The 16,309-nt window shown below is 49.9% G+C and carries 12 protein-coding genes and 3 tRNA genes; 6 read left to right on the top strand and 9 right to left on the bottom strand.

Features of this window, described 5'->3' with window-relative positions; all coding sequences use genetic code 11:
- Positions 1 to 179 precede the first annotated feature (179 nt).
- Positions 180 to 695, top strand: a complete 516-nt coding sequence (locus PV02_RS03985) for a LabA-like NYN domain-containing protein (RefSeq protein ID WP_256622062.1) — start codon at positions 180 to 182, stop codon at positions 693 to 695.
- Between the two features lie 39 nt (positions 696 to 734).
- Here the strand turns inward: PV02_RS03985 and PV02_RS03980 are convergent, their stop codons facing one another.
- The 7 genes from PV02_RS03980 to PV02_RS03950 form a co-directional block, all read right to left on the bottom strand.
- Positions 735 to 3,380: a cation-translocating P-type ATPase gene (locus PV02_RS03980; protein ID WP_256622061.1), complete on the bottom strand. Its 2,646-nt coding sequence runs from the start codon at positions 3,378 to 3,380 to the stop codon at positions 735 to 737.
- 98 nt (positions 3,381 to 3,478) lie between these two features.
- Complete coding sequence (locus PV02_RS03975) at positions 3,479 to 4,096, bottom strand: ferric reductase-like transmembrane domain-containing protein (RefSeq protein WP_256622060.1); 618 nt, start codon at positions 4,094 to 4,096, stop codon at positions 3,479 to 3,481.
- 714 nt (positions 4,097 to 4,810) lie between these two features.
- Positions 4,811 to 5,005, bottom strand: a complete 195-nt coding sequence (locus PV02_RS03970) for an MM0924 family protein (RefSeq protein WP_256622059.1) — start codon at positions 5,003 to 5,005, stop codon at positions 4,811 to 4,813.
- Positions 5,006 to 5,174: 169 nt separating this feature from the next.
- Positions 5,175 to 5,246, bottom strand: a tRNA-Gly gene (locus PV02_RS03965).
- Between the two features lie 18 nt (positions 5,247 to 5,264).
- A tRNA-Phe gene (locus PV02_RS03960) sits at positions 5,265 to 5,338 on the bottom strand.
- A 69-nt stretch (positions 5,339 to 5,407) separates the two neighbouring features.
- Positions 5,408 to 5,481, bottom strand: a tRNA-Val gene (locus PV02_RS03955).
- Positions 5,482 to 5,907: 426 nt separating this feature from the next.
- Entirely contained in the window at positions 5,908 to 6,354 is a 447-nt protein-coding gene (locus PV02_RS03950; protein WP_256622058.1) for a hypothetical protein, read from the bottom strand.
- A gap of 175 nt (positions 6,355 to 6,529) precedes the next feature.
- On the opposite strand from PV02_RS03950, the gene lonB reads away from it, so the two are divergent.
- The 5 genes from lonB to PV02_RS03925 all read left to right on the top strand — a co-directional run bounded on the left by lonB (position 6,530) and on the right by PV02_RS03925 (position 14,185).
- Positions 6,530 to 8,431: an ATP-dependent protease LonB gene (gene lonB / locus PV02_RS03945; RefSeq protein ID WP_256622057.1), complete on the top strand. Its 1,902-nt coding sequence runs from the start codon at positions 6,530 to 6,532 to the stop codon at positions 8,429 to 8,431.
- A 32-nt stretch (positions 8,432 to 8,463) separates the two neighbouring features.
- Positions 8,464 to 9,795, top strand: a complete 1,332-nt coding sequence (locus tag PV02_RS03940; RefSeq protein WP_256622056.1) for a TldD/PmbA family protein — start codon at positions 8,464 to 8,466, stop codon at positions 9,793 to 9,795.
- On the top strand, positions 9,795 to 11,108 hold the full coding sequence (locus PV02_RS03935) for a TldD/PmbA family protein (protein ID WP_256622055.1): 1,314 nt from the start codon (positions 9,795 to 9,797) through the stop codon (positions 11,106 to 11,108). Before PV02_RS03940 ends, PV02_RS03935 begins: the two co-directional genes overlap by 1 nt.
- 210 nt (positions 11,109 to 11,318) lie before the next feature.
- Entirely contained in the window at positions 11,319 to 13,355 is a 2,037-nt protein-coding gene (locus tag PV02_RS03930; protein ID WP_256622054.1) for a histidine kinase dimerization/phosphoacceptor domain -containing protein, read from the top strand.
- A complete protein-coding gene (locus tag PV02_RS03925) occupies positions 13,355 to 14,185 on the top strand; it encodes a response regulator (protein ID WP_256622053.1) in 831 nt (276 codons plus the stop codon). The genes PV02_RS03930 and PV02_RS03925 overlap by 1 nt, the downstream gene beginning before the upstream one ends.
- Here PV02_RS03925 and PV02_RS03920 read toward each other — a convergent pair.
- Together PV02_RS03920 and PV02_RS03915 are read right to left on the bottom strand one after the other, a co-directional pair.
- Positions 14,182 to 15,411 carry an MFS transporter gene (locus PV02_RS03920; protein ID WP_256622052.1) on the bottom strand — a complete coding sequence of 410 codons (1,230 nt, stop codon included), beginning with the start codon at positions 15,409 to 15,411 and terminating at the stop codon, positions 14,182 to 14,184. The two genes, PV02_RS03925 and PV02_RS03920, sit on opposite strands and share 4 nt — an antisense overlap.
- Positions 15,412 to 15,434: 23 nt before the next feature.
- The gene (locus PV02_RS03915) at positions 15,435 to 16,292 is read right to left on the bottom strand and encodes a phosphatase PAP2 family protein (protein ID WP_256622051.1); all 858 of its coding nucleotides are present in this window, start codon (positions 16,290 to 16,292) and stop codon (positions 15,435 to 15,437) included.
- Positions 16,293 to 16,309 lie beyond the last annotated feature (17 nt).

Raw genomic sequence — 16,309 nt, 5'->3', positions numbered from 1 at the left:
CTTCTAGCAGAGATAATATACTTTAATAAGTATAAAACATGCATAGAATATATGTATTTTCCAGTGGAAATACAGGGGTTCTTGATATCATGCATAGAACAGATAGAGCACAATAGAAGGTGCTTATATATGACAGAGTAATAACTACATGTACTACCAGAATATAAGGGAGTTGAGCTATGTACACTTCTCAAAACGGAAGCGCCCCATATAAGAACCAGAGAGTGGCTGTATTTGCCGATGTACAGAACATGTTCTATTCTGCCAGGAGCAACTATTACGACAGCAGGCTGGACTATGAGAAATTGCTTGTTGCCGTCCTGAAAGGCAGGCCGCTTGTGAGAGCTATAGCTTACCTTGTAGAGACAGAAGAAGTAGACCAGTCCGGGTTCAAGTATCTGCTTAAAAGCATTGGCTGGGAGGTCAGGACAAAGCAGCTGAAGATCCGCCCTGACGGTTCCACTAAAGGCGACTGGGACATGGGGATCGCAATCGATGCGATATCCATTTCAGGCAAGGTCGATACCGTGGCACTGGTGAGTGGGGATGGCGATTTCACAGCCCTTGTGAACCATCTCAAAGCCTCCGGTGTGCGCGTGGAAGTATACTCCTTCGAGCGTAACACGGCCTCGGAGCTTATCAACTCAGCTACGGAATACTACCCTATTGACGAGAGTTTCCTGCGCAAGAAATAGGCCGGGCCTGCCAGCCCTGACCCGTTCACGTGTATTATCTCAGTGAAGATATCCCCTTTTTTGCAGGTATTTCTCAAATTCTATCAGGAAGAACACCGTACTTGATACGAGCAGTATGTCCAGCCAGTCAGCCGGCAGGATTGGAGCGGTGGAAAACACCGAATTCATTGTCGGCTCATAGGTTATCAACAGCTGCAGGAAGAGCACAATAGCAATACCCAGCAACATGAACTTGTTCGAGAACAGATCCCTGTAGACATAGTCATAAAGGGACTTGGAGTTGAACAGGAAGAATATCTGGAAGAACATGATGGTATTCAGTGCAACGGTACGCGCTGCATCCAGGTCTCCCCCATCTTCCAGTTTCCTGAAGAAATTGAAGTAAGCGCCTGCAACTATGAGCAGTGACACGAACACGATCCTTCTTTTTATCAGCGCGGTCAGTATAGGCTCTTTTGGGGGCCTGGGAGGTCTCCTGAGTATACCTCTCTCCTTTGGTTCCATGGTAATGGGGACGCCCAGGCCGACAGCCGTGACCGTGTTCAGCCACAGGACCTGGAGCGGAACCAGGGGCAGTGTAAGTCCCATCAGCACTGCAACCACTATGGACAGACCCTGTCCTCCGTTGGTTGGCAGGGTCCACAATAATATCTTCTGTATCTTGCTATAGACATCCCTGCCTTCCTCGACGGCTGCAACGATGGAGGAGAAATTATCATCTGCAAGCACCACATTGGAGGCTTCCTTGGCAACCTCCGTGCCTGTTATGCCCATGGAGATGCCTATATCGGCGGTCTTGAGAGCAGGAGCGTCATTTATGCCGTCACCGGTGACTGCCACCACCTCACCCATTTCCTTCAGAAGCTTGACTATCCTTAACTTGTCTTCGGGAGAGGTTCTTGCGAATACCGAGACCGACCTCAGACGCTGCCTCAGCTGCTCGTCCGGCATGACCTCGAGATCCTTTCCTGAAAGGCCACCTTCGGTCTCAATGCCGATCTTAGTGGCAATGGCATAAGCCGTACTCAGGTGGTCTCCCGTGATCATTATTACCCTGATACCTGCTGTCTTGCACTGCCGGACAGCTTCGGTCACTCCGTCCCTCGGGGGATCCATCATGCCCTGCAGACCAACGAAGACAAGATCCTTTATGTCTTCCGGTTCTATCCGGTCCATCTCAGCAGGCACCTGCCTGTAGGCCATGCCCAGCACCCTTAATGCATCAGAGGCCATCTGTTCGGATGTCTGGGTGACACCCCGTATGTCCAGGGGACCCGTGCGTTCACCATCAAACTGTGAGACACACAGCTGGAGGATCTTTTCAGGAGAGCCTTTCACGTAAATTATCTTCGAGCCGTCCCCGTTTTCATGCAGAGTGGCCATATATCTCTCTTCAGGTTCAAAGGGTACGATATCCACCCGCGGAAGGTAGAACTTTCCGGCCTTGAGGCCTGAGATCAGCAGTGCACCTTCCGTGGGGTCCCCGTCAATGTTGTCCTCGCCCCGGAAAGATGCGTCATTGCACAGCACTCCTGCTTTAAGGGTTTCTGTCAGGGCCCTGTCGGCAATCGGATCCACCCGGGCTCCGTTAAGCAGGAACTCACCTTCCGGATCATAACCTGCGCCTGTGACCTCATAAAGCTTGCCTGCAGCGTATACCTGGGTCACCGTCATCTGGTTCTTGGTAAGGGTGCCGGTCTTGTCCGTGCATATCACAGTGGCGCTTCCCAAGGTCTCGACTGCTGGAACCGTGCGTATGATAGTGTTCCTTGATGCCATCCGGTTCACGCCGATGGCCATGGAGATCGTTATGACCGCAGGAAGCCCTTCCGGGATAGCTGCAACTGCAAGGCTGACGGAAGCCATGAATATCTCGATGGTCTCAAGTCCCCTCAGCAGGCCTATGGCAAAGGTGAGCGCTGCCACGACAACGATGACCACAGACAGTACGACACTCATCTGGGCCATCTTGCGCAGCAGAGGAGTGGATATTTCCTTACTCTCCCTGATGAACTCGGATATCCGGCCTATCTGGGTCCCGTTGCCGGTGGCCACTACAATGCCCCTGCCCTGCCCCTGGCTTATCAGGGTACCCGCAAAGGAGATGTTCTTCTGGTCCCCAAAGGACGCGCAGCCGGTAGCAATAGCAGCTGTGCTCTTTTCCACGGGAACTGATTCCCCGGTCAGTATGGACTCATCCGCCCTCAGGTTCTTGGTATAGAACAGGCGCAGATCAGCAGGCACTCTGTCGCCTGCTTCCAGCAGCACGATATCACCGACCACAAGTTCCCTGCTTGACAATACGATACTCATGCCACCCCTCAGGACCCTTGCTTCAGGCACCAGCAGCTTTGACAGGGATTCCAGGGCATGCCGGGCCTTTCCTTCCTGGATGAAACCTATGACCGCATTTGCCAGGACCACGAACAGGATCACGATAGTATCGACATACAGATCAAGGAAGAATGTTATGGCAGCAGCTATGAGCAGGAGGTATATCAGGGGACTGGCGAACTGCCGGAGAAATCTATAAACAGGCCCATGTTCCTTCTTAGACTCCACCTCATTATAGCCGTCCCGTGAAAGCCTCTTTTCAGCCTCTTCACGGCTCAGGCCATCCGGGTGGCTATTGAACAAGGAAAAGACATCTTCCGAAGGTATACTGCACCACTGCTCTTCTGCCATAGGAAAAAGAGATTGCCAAAATGATAAATAAGTTACCGTTGTCTTCTTGTTTCACATTGGCCCTGACACAGCTTTCAGCAATAGCAATGTGTTTATGATCATGCGCTCTTATCCTGGCCCTTCCCGGCATTCTTCTTTCGGACCGGTGCAGGCATGATATGCTTGTGTATATAGACTGCAAGTACTGCCAGTGCCATGGCAAGCCAGATGACTTGCATCGGAGCATACTGAAGGTCCGTGCCTATAAGCCATGCATGGAAGAAGACAAGCACGAATCCCAGGTAGTTGAGTGCATGGATGTCCCTCCATTTTTTTGGTATCCTCTTCCTGTAAACACCAGCCAGCACTGCTATCAGGATAATGTAGAATGCAGGCCTTCCTGCAAGCATCAGGAAATCCATCACAGGATAGAACACAGGCAGAAAAGAGCTTAGGCCAGACCGGTAGGCAACAAGCAGGGGATGAAGCAGGACAAGCGCGACTCCTGCCCTTGCGAGATGATGATGGATATTCAGAAAAGGACTGCCAAAGACCTTCTTCATCCGGACCCTGTACTCAGATGACAGTATCCCGAGGAACAGGAATAGATAGCCAAACAGTGCTGCTGCCCTGAGAATGATATTAATAGCCGAGCTTCTTTCCTGGTACAGGAAGAAGAGCATTATCCCAACCACTACCGCTACAGAAGAAACTATGACCTCACGTTCATATTTCATAGATGATGTTTTTACAGGCAAACAATATGAATTTAACCAGGTTAACCTTTCAGGATATGAGAGCAGCAATTATGCCAGAAAAAAATAGAATTGGGAAAACTTATGTTTTTTCGGGCCTTCGGGAGACCTGCATTTAACGGCTCTTGATATCGGATCCTGTTACAAAGTGTTTTAAGCTTTCCTCGTTAATCGGATAACGCTTCACGGAATTAATTCAAGCGTAGACCCATACTTTCTTTGTCCAGTATCCGCATTCGTTGCAGTGCTGAACGCCTCTGGCGGCATTAAGTAACTTCATACCACAGCTGGGACAGTTTATTAAAACTTCCACGGGATGACACCTCCACTCCTTTTGACGATAGCTGGCCGGAAGAACAGCTTCGGCTATTACACAGCCTGTATTCGCAAAGAGCAGGTTTTCACAACCTGCTGCCATTTACTTCCACCAACTCCGACTGTTGGATGTACTCCGAGGGATATAAAACAAACCTCTCTGAACATAACACGCCATTGTAATTTCTATCAGCAGGCCATATAGAAAATAACAATTCCGGGCCGGGCGATATCATGGACCTGGAGGTTTAAGACTGGAACCACTTATCGTTCAATAATATGCCCGGTTAAACGGACATAAAAAATAGATCTGTTTTTGGAAGCTTATGATGCCTTTAAGCAAGAACAGACACTTGAGAACATTCAGGCGAGCAGGAATACTCACTCGGGCTGTAGCCAGATGGCTCTGATGCTATCTATATCGATATGAGTGTATCCTTCCTTACCGATATCCCATTTAAGGCTGAGGATACCGTCATTGCACTCTGCAGCTATACCCCTGTAATTTTCCTCTCCACCGATGTCGATCTCAACTTCCTTTTGCATATAGTACCTTTCAATGAAAGACTGCTTCATCCGAAATTCCCCCTCTGACTGCGAGCAGAATGCAGCCTCAAATGTTGCTTACATCCTGTTCACTTGAAGAAGGGAAGTTTATCATACTTATACCTAAGCGAAAAGATAAATCTAAACCGAGACTACTCAAGCAAGAAGCATTCAATCAAGAGAAAACTAAAAAAAGAAGTACATCAGCCGGGATTCGAACCCGGGTTCTAGCGTTGGCAACGCCAGGTGATGACCGCTACACTACTGATGTCCTGCGTTTACTTCTAGGTGCCCAGACCCGGATTTGAACCGGGGACAACTGCCTCTTCAGGGCAGCGCTCTCCCGAACTGAGCTACCTGGGCTTGAGTGTCCTTGCACCTAATAGGTGTTTTCGCATTTAAACTTATCGAGTCCCGCGAGGGGATTCGTGATGGGCCCGCTGAGATTCGAACTCAGGACCTCCGCCATGTCAAGGCGACGTCATGACCAGCTAGACCACGAGCCCATGCCATTCGATTTGCTGTCACACCCTCCCGATGATCGCATTGTGCCCTGCACATTACCGCAAGCATCAGGCGCCTAACAGCAACCCTCATAATGCATTATTGTTGATAAAGGTTTTGGGCTGACAGTCTTTGTGCAAACCGTCGCATGAAAACCGCAAGGTAATAAGAGCATTTTAACAGGTTTTTTCCACAATACCAGCTGTTAGAATGCCTTTATTTGCATTAAATGCCTTTATGAGGGATTTAGTAGAGAATAAGCACCTATAAGAGAGTTTAATTATAGGAACCCATGGGAGGAACAAATCATGCCATCCGGCATATAACAGATTCAATGCCCTGCCGGAGGGAATACAACTGAGAAAGGCGGCACCTGAGTGCCTGCCTGGTGGGTGCATGAATACAGGAAGCAGACCAGATTGAAGACCTCATCCGCCATAGAAGGTGTAAGGAGTTGCCGTGGCTCCGGGCACGTTCCTTGATGAACCGTCGGGATACTGGAGCGTAAGCATGTCCACCCTTGCCCCAAGCGCGCGTGAGTCGTGCAGGTAGTATTCCGAGTTCTGCCTGGAAATATTGGTCACATGGACCACTGCATGATTACGGCCTATTTCCCTTACCTCCACGTGTTCAAAGTCGAACAGGACGTTCTCGATGGTAGGCTGGAGATTATAACTCCCGAGAAGGAACACATACACCCTGGAGAACATATCCAGGTCATAGTGAAAGGTCACCTCTGCATCTGTGCCTTCGAACCTGATGTTCATCTGGGTGAGATGTATATACTGTCCCTCCTCGTTGAGAGCATACCCGGTCATGGACAGGGAAAGGACTGCAAACATCAAGACAAAGAGCAACAAGAGAGCCTGCTTCATGCTATACCTGACATATTATTTAGGATAAGTAGATTCTTATACGGTGCCAGCATTAATAAATGTTGGTTTTGTTTGAGGTACTTTGATATAAGGTGATTCACAAATTAATAAAAAACCGTCAAGTATATATTTTGTACGTACTTCAGTGAACAAACTAGAAACTTGTGAGTAGACTATGGAGAATGAAATAACCGTTTCTGGCGATGAGAAAGAACTCTATGGTGATACTTTTGATACGACGGACTCCATTGATGTTCCAAAGCTCCTGATCGATCAGATCATCGGGCAGGAACATGCAGTAGAGGTTGTCAAAAAGGCAGCCAGCCAGAGAAGACATGTAATGATGATAGGAAGCCCGGGTACTGGCAAGTCCCTGCTGGCCAAGGCCATGGCAGAGCTTTTGCCAAAGGAGGAGCTTCAGGACATACTTGCCTACCCTAACCCGGAGGACAACAATAACCCCAAGATAAGGTCTGTCCCCGCCGGAAAGGGCAGGGAGATCGTCATGGCCCACAAGATGGAGGCACAGAAGAAGGTGCAGTCCAGGAACATGCTGATGATGATACTGGTTTTTGGTATCATAATCTACTCGTTCTACGTCGGCCAGTTGCTCTGGGGTATTATTGCTGCCATAATGATACTGCTGCTTACCCGCCAGTTCCTTCCGAAAGATGATCTGATGATCCCTAAAATGATCGTCTCAAATTATCAGAAGGAACACGCATCATTCATAGACGCAACAGGAACCCATGCCGGTGCACTGCTCGGTGATGTCAGGCACGACCCCTTCCAGTCCGGCGGACTTGAGACGCCGGCCCATGACAGGGTGGAAAGCGGAGACATCCATAAGGGACACAAAGGTGTGCTCTTCATTGACGAGATCAACACACTCAGCATCGAGTCCCAGCAGAGCCTGCTTACTGCACTCCAGGAAAAGGAGTATCCGATCACCGGTCAGTCCGAAAGGAGCTCAGGAGCCCTCGTCAAGACAGAGCCTGTCCCCTGTGACTTCATCATGGTGGCGGCAGGTAACCTGGATGCCATGGAAAAGATGCATCCTGCCCTGAGATCCCGTATAAAGGGATACGGGTACGAGCTGTTCATGCGCGAGTCCATGGAGGATACACCTGAGAACCGTAAGAACCTTGTGAGATTCGTTGCGCAGGAAGTCATGAGGGACGGGCATATACCGCCCTTTGACAAGAGCGCAGTGGACGAAGTCATACGCGAGGCACAGAGGAGGGCAGGCAGGAAAGGCCACCTCACTCTCAAGCTGCGTGACCTTGGCGGTCTCGTAAGGGTTGCAGGGGATATAGCACACTCAGAGGGTGTGCCTGTAGCCACTGCAAAGCATGTGCTTGCAGCCAAGAAGATGGCAAGGTCCATAGAGCAGCAGCTTGCTGACAGCTATCTCGAGCGCAAGAAAGACTACCAGCTCTTCAAGAAGAAGGGAGGAGCCATCGGCCGTGTGAACGGTCTTGCGGTCCTCGGAGGAGATTCGGGCATAGTCCTGCCGATAATAGCTGAAGTGACACCTTCCCAGTCGAGCTCCGAAGGCCGTGTCATTGCCACGGGCATGCTCAAGGACATCGCAAAGGAAGCCGTCCAGAACGTATCCGCGGTCATCAAGAACATTACCGGGAAGAACGTCATCAACCACGATATCCATATCCAGTTCATAGGTACCTATGAGGGAGTGGAGGGCGACAGTGCCTCTATATCAATAGCAACTGCCGTGATATCTGCACTGGAAGGCATACCCATCGACCAGTCGGTGGCGATGACAGGATCGCTCTCCGTGCGCGGTGATGTCCTGCCCATCGGGGGTGTGACATACAAGATAGAGGCTGCGGCACAGGCAGGGATAAAGAAGGTCATCATCCCCAAGTCCAATGAGGATGATGTGCTTATAGAAGAGGCCTACAGGGACAGGATACAGATAGTGCCTGTGACAAGCATTATCGAAGTAATTGAGCACAGCCTGGTCGGTCCTGAAAAGAACCGTATCATGGAAAAGCTTCAGAGTATAACCAACTTTAAATTCAATCTGGATATGCCAGATGTGGTCCCTGCGTGAACAGGGACCTTTTGCTATTTTGGGAGTAGATCATGTACAGGGTAGACTTTTTCGATGCAAAGATAATTGAGGGGACAACAACATCGATAGTCCTCGATAATGGTAACATAAAGGAAGTATCCGAGAACTACACGAAGGGAGCCGGAGTGCGTGCCCTGAGCGGAGGGTCCTGGGGATACACTTCCGTGGACGGGGATTTTGATCTTAACAAGGCCATCGGTGCAGCATCAGAGCTTGCGGTGGGGATGGACGAGAGATCACACAAGGAAAAGGTGGAAATGCTCGACATCTCAAAGCCCGTCGCAAGGAACATGCCCAGGATAAAGGTCGATCCAAGGGACATATCCCTTGAGGAGAAGGTCGGGCTGTTGAAAGAGATAGGTGCAAGGGCAAAGATCGAAGGTATCTCCAGCACCAGCGCGGTCTACAGCGAATCTTCGTACAAGGTGCTTTATACCGATTCCACAGGCATCGAAGGAGAGTACGAGCTCATAAGGACAGGCTTTGCGATCAGCGCCGTGGCATCAAGGGAAGGGATGTACCAGGCAGGCAGGGAAAGCAGGTTCGGAGTCAACGGGTACGAGATATTTGAAAAGCACAATGCATTCGAACTTGCAGAGTCTGCTGCAAAGACAGCCCTCCAGCTGCTCGATGCAAAGCCCGCCAAAGGTGGCACAATGCCTGTCATACTGGATCCGGAGCTTGCAGGCGTGTTCGCTCATGAAGCCGTCGGCCATGCTTCAGAAGCCGATCTTGTGCTTGAAGGCAGCTCGATACTTGAGAACAGGATAGGGCAGCAGATAGCCTCACCACTTGTGAATATCATTGATGACCCGACACTGCATGAATATGGTTTCTTTCCCTTCGACGACGAAGGCACACAGTCAGAGAAAACTGTCCTGATCAAGGATGGCATATTCAGTTCCTACCTGCACTCCAGGGAGACAGCTGCAAAGCTTGGCGGACAGGCCGGTCACTGCAGGGCGCAGGGACATGCAAAGCCGATTGTGAGGATGAGCAACACCTATATCGACAACGGCACCTCCAGGTTCGAGGAGATGCTCGAAGAGATAAAGAACGGCGTATATCTCATAGGCTCCAGGGGCGGGCAGGTCAACACCGGCGAAGGAGTGTTCCAGTTCAATGCTGAAAAAGGCTACCTTATAGAGAACGGGCAACTTACCTCCCTGATCCGGGACGTTTCACTTTCAGGCAATACCCTTGAGATACTCAACAACGTAAGAATGGTAGGCAACGACCTTACACTCAACTCCGGCAGGTGTGGAAAGGGAGGACAGCTGGTGCCTGTAACAGATGGTTCACCCCATCTCATGGTCTCAGAAGCCCTGGTGGGTGGTGCCTGATGCTGTACGAGCTTGCACGCAGGGGGCTTAAGGCCGCAGTGGACGCCGGTGCCGATGAAGCTGAGATCCTTATCATTGAGGACCACAAGACTTCAGTGGACATCCGTAAGGATGAGATCGAAGGTGCAAAGGAGAACATCTCCCAGGGACTGGGCATCCGTGCCATTGTCAACGGAGCTGTCGGCTTTGCAAGCACCAACATCATGAGCCACACGGAAGACGCAGCCAGGAGCGCGGTCAGGTCTGCCAAGGTCCGCGAGAGGGATCCCGACTGGAGGTCATTACCTTATGCAAGTGAATATCCCAAAGTATCCGGCATTATGGACCCGGAACTTGAGCATATGGGGCTGGATGCCTGTATCCTGCAGGCCCTTAACATGGTTGAAGGGGCAAAGGAAGTCCCCGGCGTTATTGTAACCTCGGGTAGCTTTTCCCGCAGTGCCGGAAAGCGTGTGATAATGAATACAAACGGCGTGGAGGTTGAGGAAAGCTCCACAGGCGTCTCGGGTTTTGCTGATGTCATCACCACAAAAGGGGACATATCCACAGCTTATGACTTTGCCATCTCCCGAAGAAATGATATCGACTTTGCCGCTATCGGCAGGAATGCAGCTAAACTTTCCCGCAGCTCACAGCACGGAATCAGCATTGAGCCGCACCGGACAGATGTGATCCTGCACCCCTTTGCATTTGCGGACCTGCTGGGAAGCGCTTTTATACCGTCTATTGATGCGGATAATGTCCAGAAAGGACGCTCCAATCTGAAAGGCAGGCTGGGGGAGCAGATAGCCACTTCAAATCTCTCAATAACAGATGACGGATTGCTTGAAGGAGGCATCGAGACCGGAAGGTCGGATGATGAGGGAGTGCCCTCACAAAGGACAAAAGTGATAGAGAACGGCGTCTTCAGATCATACCTATATGACACTTATACTGCAGGCAAGGACAATGTCAAAAGCACCGGAAATGCCTCAAGAGGCTCATATTTCTCGACGCCCTCCGTCGGCCCCAGGAATTTCATCATAGATCATCCCGGCACTGATGTGATAGAGGACACACACAAGGGGATCTATGTCAACACTGTCATCGGTGCCCATACAGCCAACTCGATCTCAGGGGACTTCTCCGTGGAGGCAAGAAACGCCTTTACAATAAAAGATGGTCAGATCGACCAGCCGGTGAGATCCCTTATGATATCAGGCAATATATTCGAGATGCTTGGCAGGATCAACGGCGCGGGCACGGACATCCGCAAGGTTGGAGGCGTGCTCACTCCATCGATAAGGTTCCCCGACACGAGCGTTGTAGGCTGAGCCAATTACCTTTTTTTCTTCAATTCATCCTGTTTTCCTGACCCATCTTACTGAAGGTAGGATCCGAGGACTGCGGGATATACACCTACTGTTGTTAAAGTAAATGTTAAAATATATATAATACCATAAAGGAAGTTCAATTATTCTATGGACCACAATCAATGAGATACCTCTACTGCATTAACCCTTCAATATAAGGACCGTGCCAACATGACGACCCTGCGCAGAAAAACACTTGCTATCCTTGGTGCCACGCTTGCCGGGCTTGTCATAGTGCTCTTTCTGGGTTCTCAGATAATCATCATAAACAGTTTTGACCATCTTGAAAAGGAAGAGCTGAAAAACGATGTGCAGAACGCAAGAAATACCCTTTACTGGGACATGAAGGACCTTGAAAGAAAAACTGCGGATTGGTCTGTCTGGGATGAGACCTATTATTTCGTCCTTGACAATAACAGCAGCTATGTCAGCAGTTACCTGATGGATGAGACTTTCATTAACCAGAGACTGAACTTCGCCCTGTTTTACAACTCTTCCGGTTCCCTGATATACTCAAAAGGTATGGACCTGTCCGGCGAAAAGCAGACACCTCCACCTCAATTCCTTATTGAGCATCTTGAGAGTAACAGGTACCTGCTGGAGCATGAGAATGCGGCCAGCCGGAAGACAGGGCTGCTGTATCTTGCGGACATGCCGGTCATGGTCACGTCCCAGCCCATAGTCACAGGCAGCGGGGACAGCACCATCGGAGGGGTCGTCCTCATGGGACGTTTCATGGATGAGGCTGAACAGGGACTTCTTGGTGAGAAATCAAACCTGTCACTGGAACTGCTTTCCTCACAGGCAGCTGCCGGGGAGAGGGAAGACACCGGGCTGAGTCTAAGTTCCGGCGAGGAAGTCTACTTGAACTCCGTGAACGAAAGTACGGTCACCGGAGGCATTTTTCTTAAGGATGTCTACGGACAGGACAACCTTGCACTCATGGTAGACAAAAACCGCAGCATACACCTGCAGGGTAAAGCCACGATGACCTATATCCTTATGATCCTGCTGCTCGTGGCCGGTACTTTTGGCTCCGTGACTTTGCACCTTTATGAGAACTCTTTCTTCTCACGGCTCAATGACCTCAATACCAGCATAAAGAACATCGGAGAAAGCAGGGACCTCTCCCGGCGTATCTATGAGGAGGGAAAGGATGAGATATCCGAGCTTTGCAGATCCATCAACCTGCTGCTTGAATCGCTTGAACATTCCAGGCACCTGGTCATGGAAAAGGATGCAACGCTCAAAGCTATCATCCAGGCCATGCCCGATATGATATTCCGGATCAGAAGGGATGGGACAATATGCAACTATAAGCTTTCCACCGGGGAGTGCCTCTATGAATCCCCGCAAGGCATCCCGGGCATAAGGATTGATGACGTACTGCCTGCGGAACTGGGTGCAAAAGAAATCAGCATCATCAATGAAGTTTTAAGCACAGGGAAGATGCAGACGATGCAATACCAGCTTCCCGTCAAAGGGGAGATGAGGGATTATGAGGCACGCATAGTTGTAAGCGGAGAGGACGAGGTAATGTCCGTGGTAAAGGACATCACGGATATCAAAAAGGCAGAAGAAGCCCACAAAAAAGATATCCTGCTCAGGGAGATCCATCACAGGGTAAAGAATAATCTGCAGGTCATTTCCAGCCTGCTTAACCTCCAGTCAAGGAAATTCAGCGACGGCGAAGTTGTCGGGGCATTCAGGGAGAGCCAGCACCGCGTAAGATCCATGGCACTGGCGCATGAGAGACTTTGCAGGTCGCAGGACATCGAAAAAGTGGAACTTGAGGACTACATCAAGAGCATTGTGGAATATCTTGTCAGTTCTTATGGTTTTTCCAGAAATACTGTCCGAATCAATTTAAATATTAAAAACGTTATATTTGGTATAGATACGTCCATTCCCCTTGGCCTGATAATAAATGAAATCGTTTCGAACTCCCTGAAGCATGCCTTCCATAAAGGCGGCGGAGAGATATCGATAGGGATATACCCGGAAGGAGACGGTTTCATCCTGAGTATCAGTGACGATGGAGAAGGATTCCCTGAGAATATAGATTTCAGGAACACAGATTCGCTTGGCATGCAACTGGTGAACTCGCTTGTGGAGCAGATAGAGGGGAAGATCGAGCTCTATAGGAACAATGGTACGGAATTCAGAATAACTTTCAAGGAACTCTCCTACGTAAGAAGGGACTGCTGATGGCAAACGAAAAGATACTGGTTGTTGAGGATGAGAGGATAGTTGCCCTGGACATCAAGCATAGCCTGGAAAGTTTTGGTTATGTTGTACCATGCATGGCATCAACCGGAGAGGATGCCATACAGATGGCGAAGAGATACAAGCCTGATCTTGTATTGATGGATATAGTGCTCAAAGGCGACATCGATGGTATCGAGGCTGCTACGGTCATACATAATAACTGCAGGATCCCCGTCGTATATCTCACCGCCTATTCCGATGAAAGGACACTGCAAAGGGCTAAGATGACCGAGCCCTTCGGCCACATACTGAAACCTTTTGATAACAGGGAGCTCAGGACCAATATAGAGATCGCCCTGCACAAGAGAGCACTGGAGCAGGAGAAGCTCTTCAACAATGACAGCTGGATCAACTCGCTGATGGATAATGTGGGAGATGCCGTTATTTCCACGGATGCCAGCGGAAGGGTCACGCACATTAATCTCCTTGCCCAGGCGCTCACCGGCTACCGGCTTGAAGAGGCAATAGGAGAGCCAGTTGATCGTGTCTTCAAGGTAATATGCGAAACTACAGGAAAAGCCGTTCCAAATCCTACCAAGAAAGCCCTGAGGGAAGGAACTTTTTATGGCCTCTGTGAAGGAACCGTACTTATCTCAAAAGAACAGAACCACATACCGGTAGATGTTATTGGCTCGCCTATCAGGAATATCCACAATGAGACCATCGGGGCTATCATTGTCTTCTGCGACATAACTGAAAGAAGGGATATTGAAAGGTCTTTTCTGGACTACATTATAGGCCCAGGGCTCAGCCAGACAGTCAACCATTAAGCATTTTTAAATGCGCCAGGCTCTTTTACCTTTGCAAGTATCAGGAAGAAGGACAGAAGGATCAGCGCAGCACACAGGTAGAAAGGGGTTCGGAACGATACATATCCCGCAAGCAGCCCCCCCAGCAGTGGCCCCAGTGCCATGCCGCCGGCCTGTGCCGCAGTTATGATACTGACCCGCGAGCTCACAGCCCTTCCTCCTGTCAGCTCCACTGCCAGGGCCATGACAGGGGTTTCCACTGCAGCCATGGAGATGCCCTGCAATGCACGCAGGATGATGAGCTCTGTTATGCTGCCGGCATAAGCAAGTCCTATGACTATGGGGACATTCAGCAGCAGACCGTAAGCCACCATTCTTTTCCTTCCCATCCTGTCCGAGATGATACCCAGGGGGGTCTGGAAAAGCACCCTTGCAAATACATAGGCAGACACCGCAATGCTTAAGGAAAGCTCGCTTGCGCCCAGTCTTAGCTTGTATTCCGGCAGGAAAGCGAATATGATCATTATGCCCACCATCATCATGAACATTGCAAGGGCAAGGACGAAGAACTGCGGGTCCCTTGAGACCGATACACCGGAAGATACATTCTTCTCTGCACTGCCATGTGTTTCACGTACAAAGAAAAGGACCAGGAACGTGCTCAGGATACCCAGAGAAGCACACACGTAAAAAGCTGTTCCGAACCCGTAGTAGTTCACCACAGCACCCGCCACGATGGGACCGCTGCCAAAGCCCAGTCCCCTCAGGGAAGAATATATCCCGATAGCCTTTCCTCGGGTCCTGCTTGTGGAAAAGTGTGTTATCATCGCCAAAATTGCAGGAACTGCCGCACCTACGGTTATCCCCTGCACAAATCGAAAGAAGACCACATATTCGAACCGGCTGGTGTTTGCATATATGAATGACAGGATCGTGAAACCTGCCATGCCTGCAAGGACAAATACTTTCCTGCGATCGAGACTATCGGACAGCTTTCCCATAAAAGGCTGTGAAATGCTGTTGGAAATGCCATAGGCTGTTGCGACGATGCCTGCCTTCACCACAACGGGAGTCGATCCGAAGAAAGGGCTGTAGAGGTCTACTATGTAGAGAGGGATCAGGAAGGCAAGCATTCCTGTGCCCAGATCCTTAAAGAATTTGGAAACGGAAAGGATGTAAAGCTGGGGGTCCAGGTTCTTTGCGGGAGAGGCAGTCAATTCTTCAGGCCTTTGCGGGATTCCTTTCATTTTAAATTTCCTGCGGACAGGCCTCACTCCGAAGAAGGATGTGCTGTATTCCTGACCGCTTTTATCGTCCTTACTATCCTGTCCCTGTACCTGACTGCAATAGCATAACTTATGGCTGCCAGCAGCAGCCCTCCAAAGAAATCCGTTATCCAGTGTATGCCCAGGTAGAAGATAGTGAACTGTATGGCAATTGTCAGCAGGACAGCAACTATTTTATATTTCCTCAGGTCCGTCCTCAGCACAACGAGCAGCATCGCTATGATGGAAAGCGCAGCGTGCAGGCTCGGGAAGCAATTGTCGAAATACGGGTCAACGCTCCTTAAGCCTTCCAGTATCACAGGGCTCAACTGATAAAGCAGGGGAACCACATTGGGAAGTGTATAACCCGTGACCTTTACCGGAGCCAGTACCTGGAAAGGGAAAGCAACTACATAAGCCACCGTTATGGCAATTGCATATTCCTGCAGTGCAGATACCTTACCGCTGCATATAAGAGCCACGAAAGTGAAGATTAGCAGGAACGAGAAACCGAACAGGTAGATGAAGGCACTGAAATATGTCAGTGCAGGACTTGCTATGGTCTGGAATGCACTAACAGTGCTGCCTTCCAGTAAAAGAATAATCTCAGCTAACCTCAGAGTGGGAGTTATCCCGAGGGCAGCTGTGATGGTCTCCTGGGACTTGGCAAATATGTATACAAGAGAGACCAGTACGAGATAAGGAAGCATCTCGGAAACGACATTCATAGACGTTCCACGATCACGTAGTCTTATACCCAGCCTGTACTCCTCTGGCATCAGCGTGAAATAAGCTATGATGCTCAATAGAACGACTACAGGAGCCATTACAGTCATCAGGGCAACAGCTGTCAGTATATCCACTCCTCAATGATGTCCTT

The sequence above is a fragment of the Methanolobus chelungpuianus genome, from assembly GCF_024500045.1.
Lineage (GTDB): Archaea > Halobacteriota > Methanosarcinia > Methanosarcinales > Methanosarcinaceae > Methanolobus > Methanolobus chelungpuianus.
Note: the sequence above shows the minus strand (reverse complement) of the source record. Positions and strands in the feature narration are given on the sequence as shown.

What these genes read in the sequence shown, in the direction of transcription:
- PV02_RS03920 (WP_256622052.1), bottom strand. Translation starts at nt 15,411, where the DNA reads ATGAAAGGAATCCCGCAAAGGCCTGAAGAATTGACTGCCTCTCCCGCA.
- PV02_RS03950 (WP_256622058.1), bottom strand. Translation starts at nt 6,354, where the DNA reads ATGAAGCAGGCTCTCTTGTTGCTCTTTGTCTTGATGTTTGCAGTCCTT.
- PV02_RS03975 (WP_256622060.1), bottom strand. Translation starts at nt 4,096, where the DNA reads ATGAAATATGAACGTGAGGTCATAGTTTCTTCTGTAGCGGTAGTGGTT.
- PV02_RS03925 (WP_256622053.1), top strand. Translation starts at nt 13,355, where the DNA reads ATGGCAAACGAAAAGATACTGGTTGTTGAGGATGAGAGGATAGTTGCC.
- PV02_RS03970 (WP_256622059.1), bottom strand. Translation starts at nt 5,005, where the DNA reads ATGAAGCAGTCTTTCATTGAAAGGTACTATATGCAAAAGGAAGTTGAG.
- PV02_RS03985 (WP_256622062.1), top strand. Translation starts at nt 180, where the DNA reads ATGTACACTTCTCAAAACGGAAGCGCCCCATATAAGAACCAGAGAGTG.
- PV02_RS03935 (WP_256622055.1), top strand. Translation starts at nt 9,795, where the DNA reads ATGCTGTACGAGCTTGCACGCAGGGGGCTTAAGGCCGCAGTGGACGCC.
- PV02_RS03980 (WP_256622061.1), bottom strand. Translation starts at nt 3,380, where the DNA reads ATGGCAGAAGAGCAGTGGTGCAGTATACCTTCGGAAGATGTCTTTTCC.
- PV02_RS03940 (WP_256622056.1), top strand. Translation starts at nt 8,464, where the DNA reads ATGTACAGGGTAGACTTTTTCGATGCAAAGATAATTGAGGGGACAACA.
- PV02_RS03930 (WP_256622054.1), top strand. Translation starts at nt 11,319, where the DNA reads ATGACGACCCTGCGCAGAAAAACACTTGCTATCCTTGGTGCCACGCTT.
- lonB (WP_256622057.1), top strand. Translation starts at nt 6,530, where the DNA reads ATGGAGAATGAAATAACCGTTTCTGGCGATGAGAAAGAACTCTATGGT.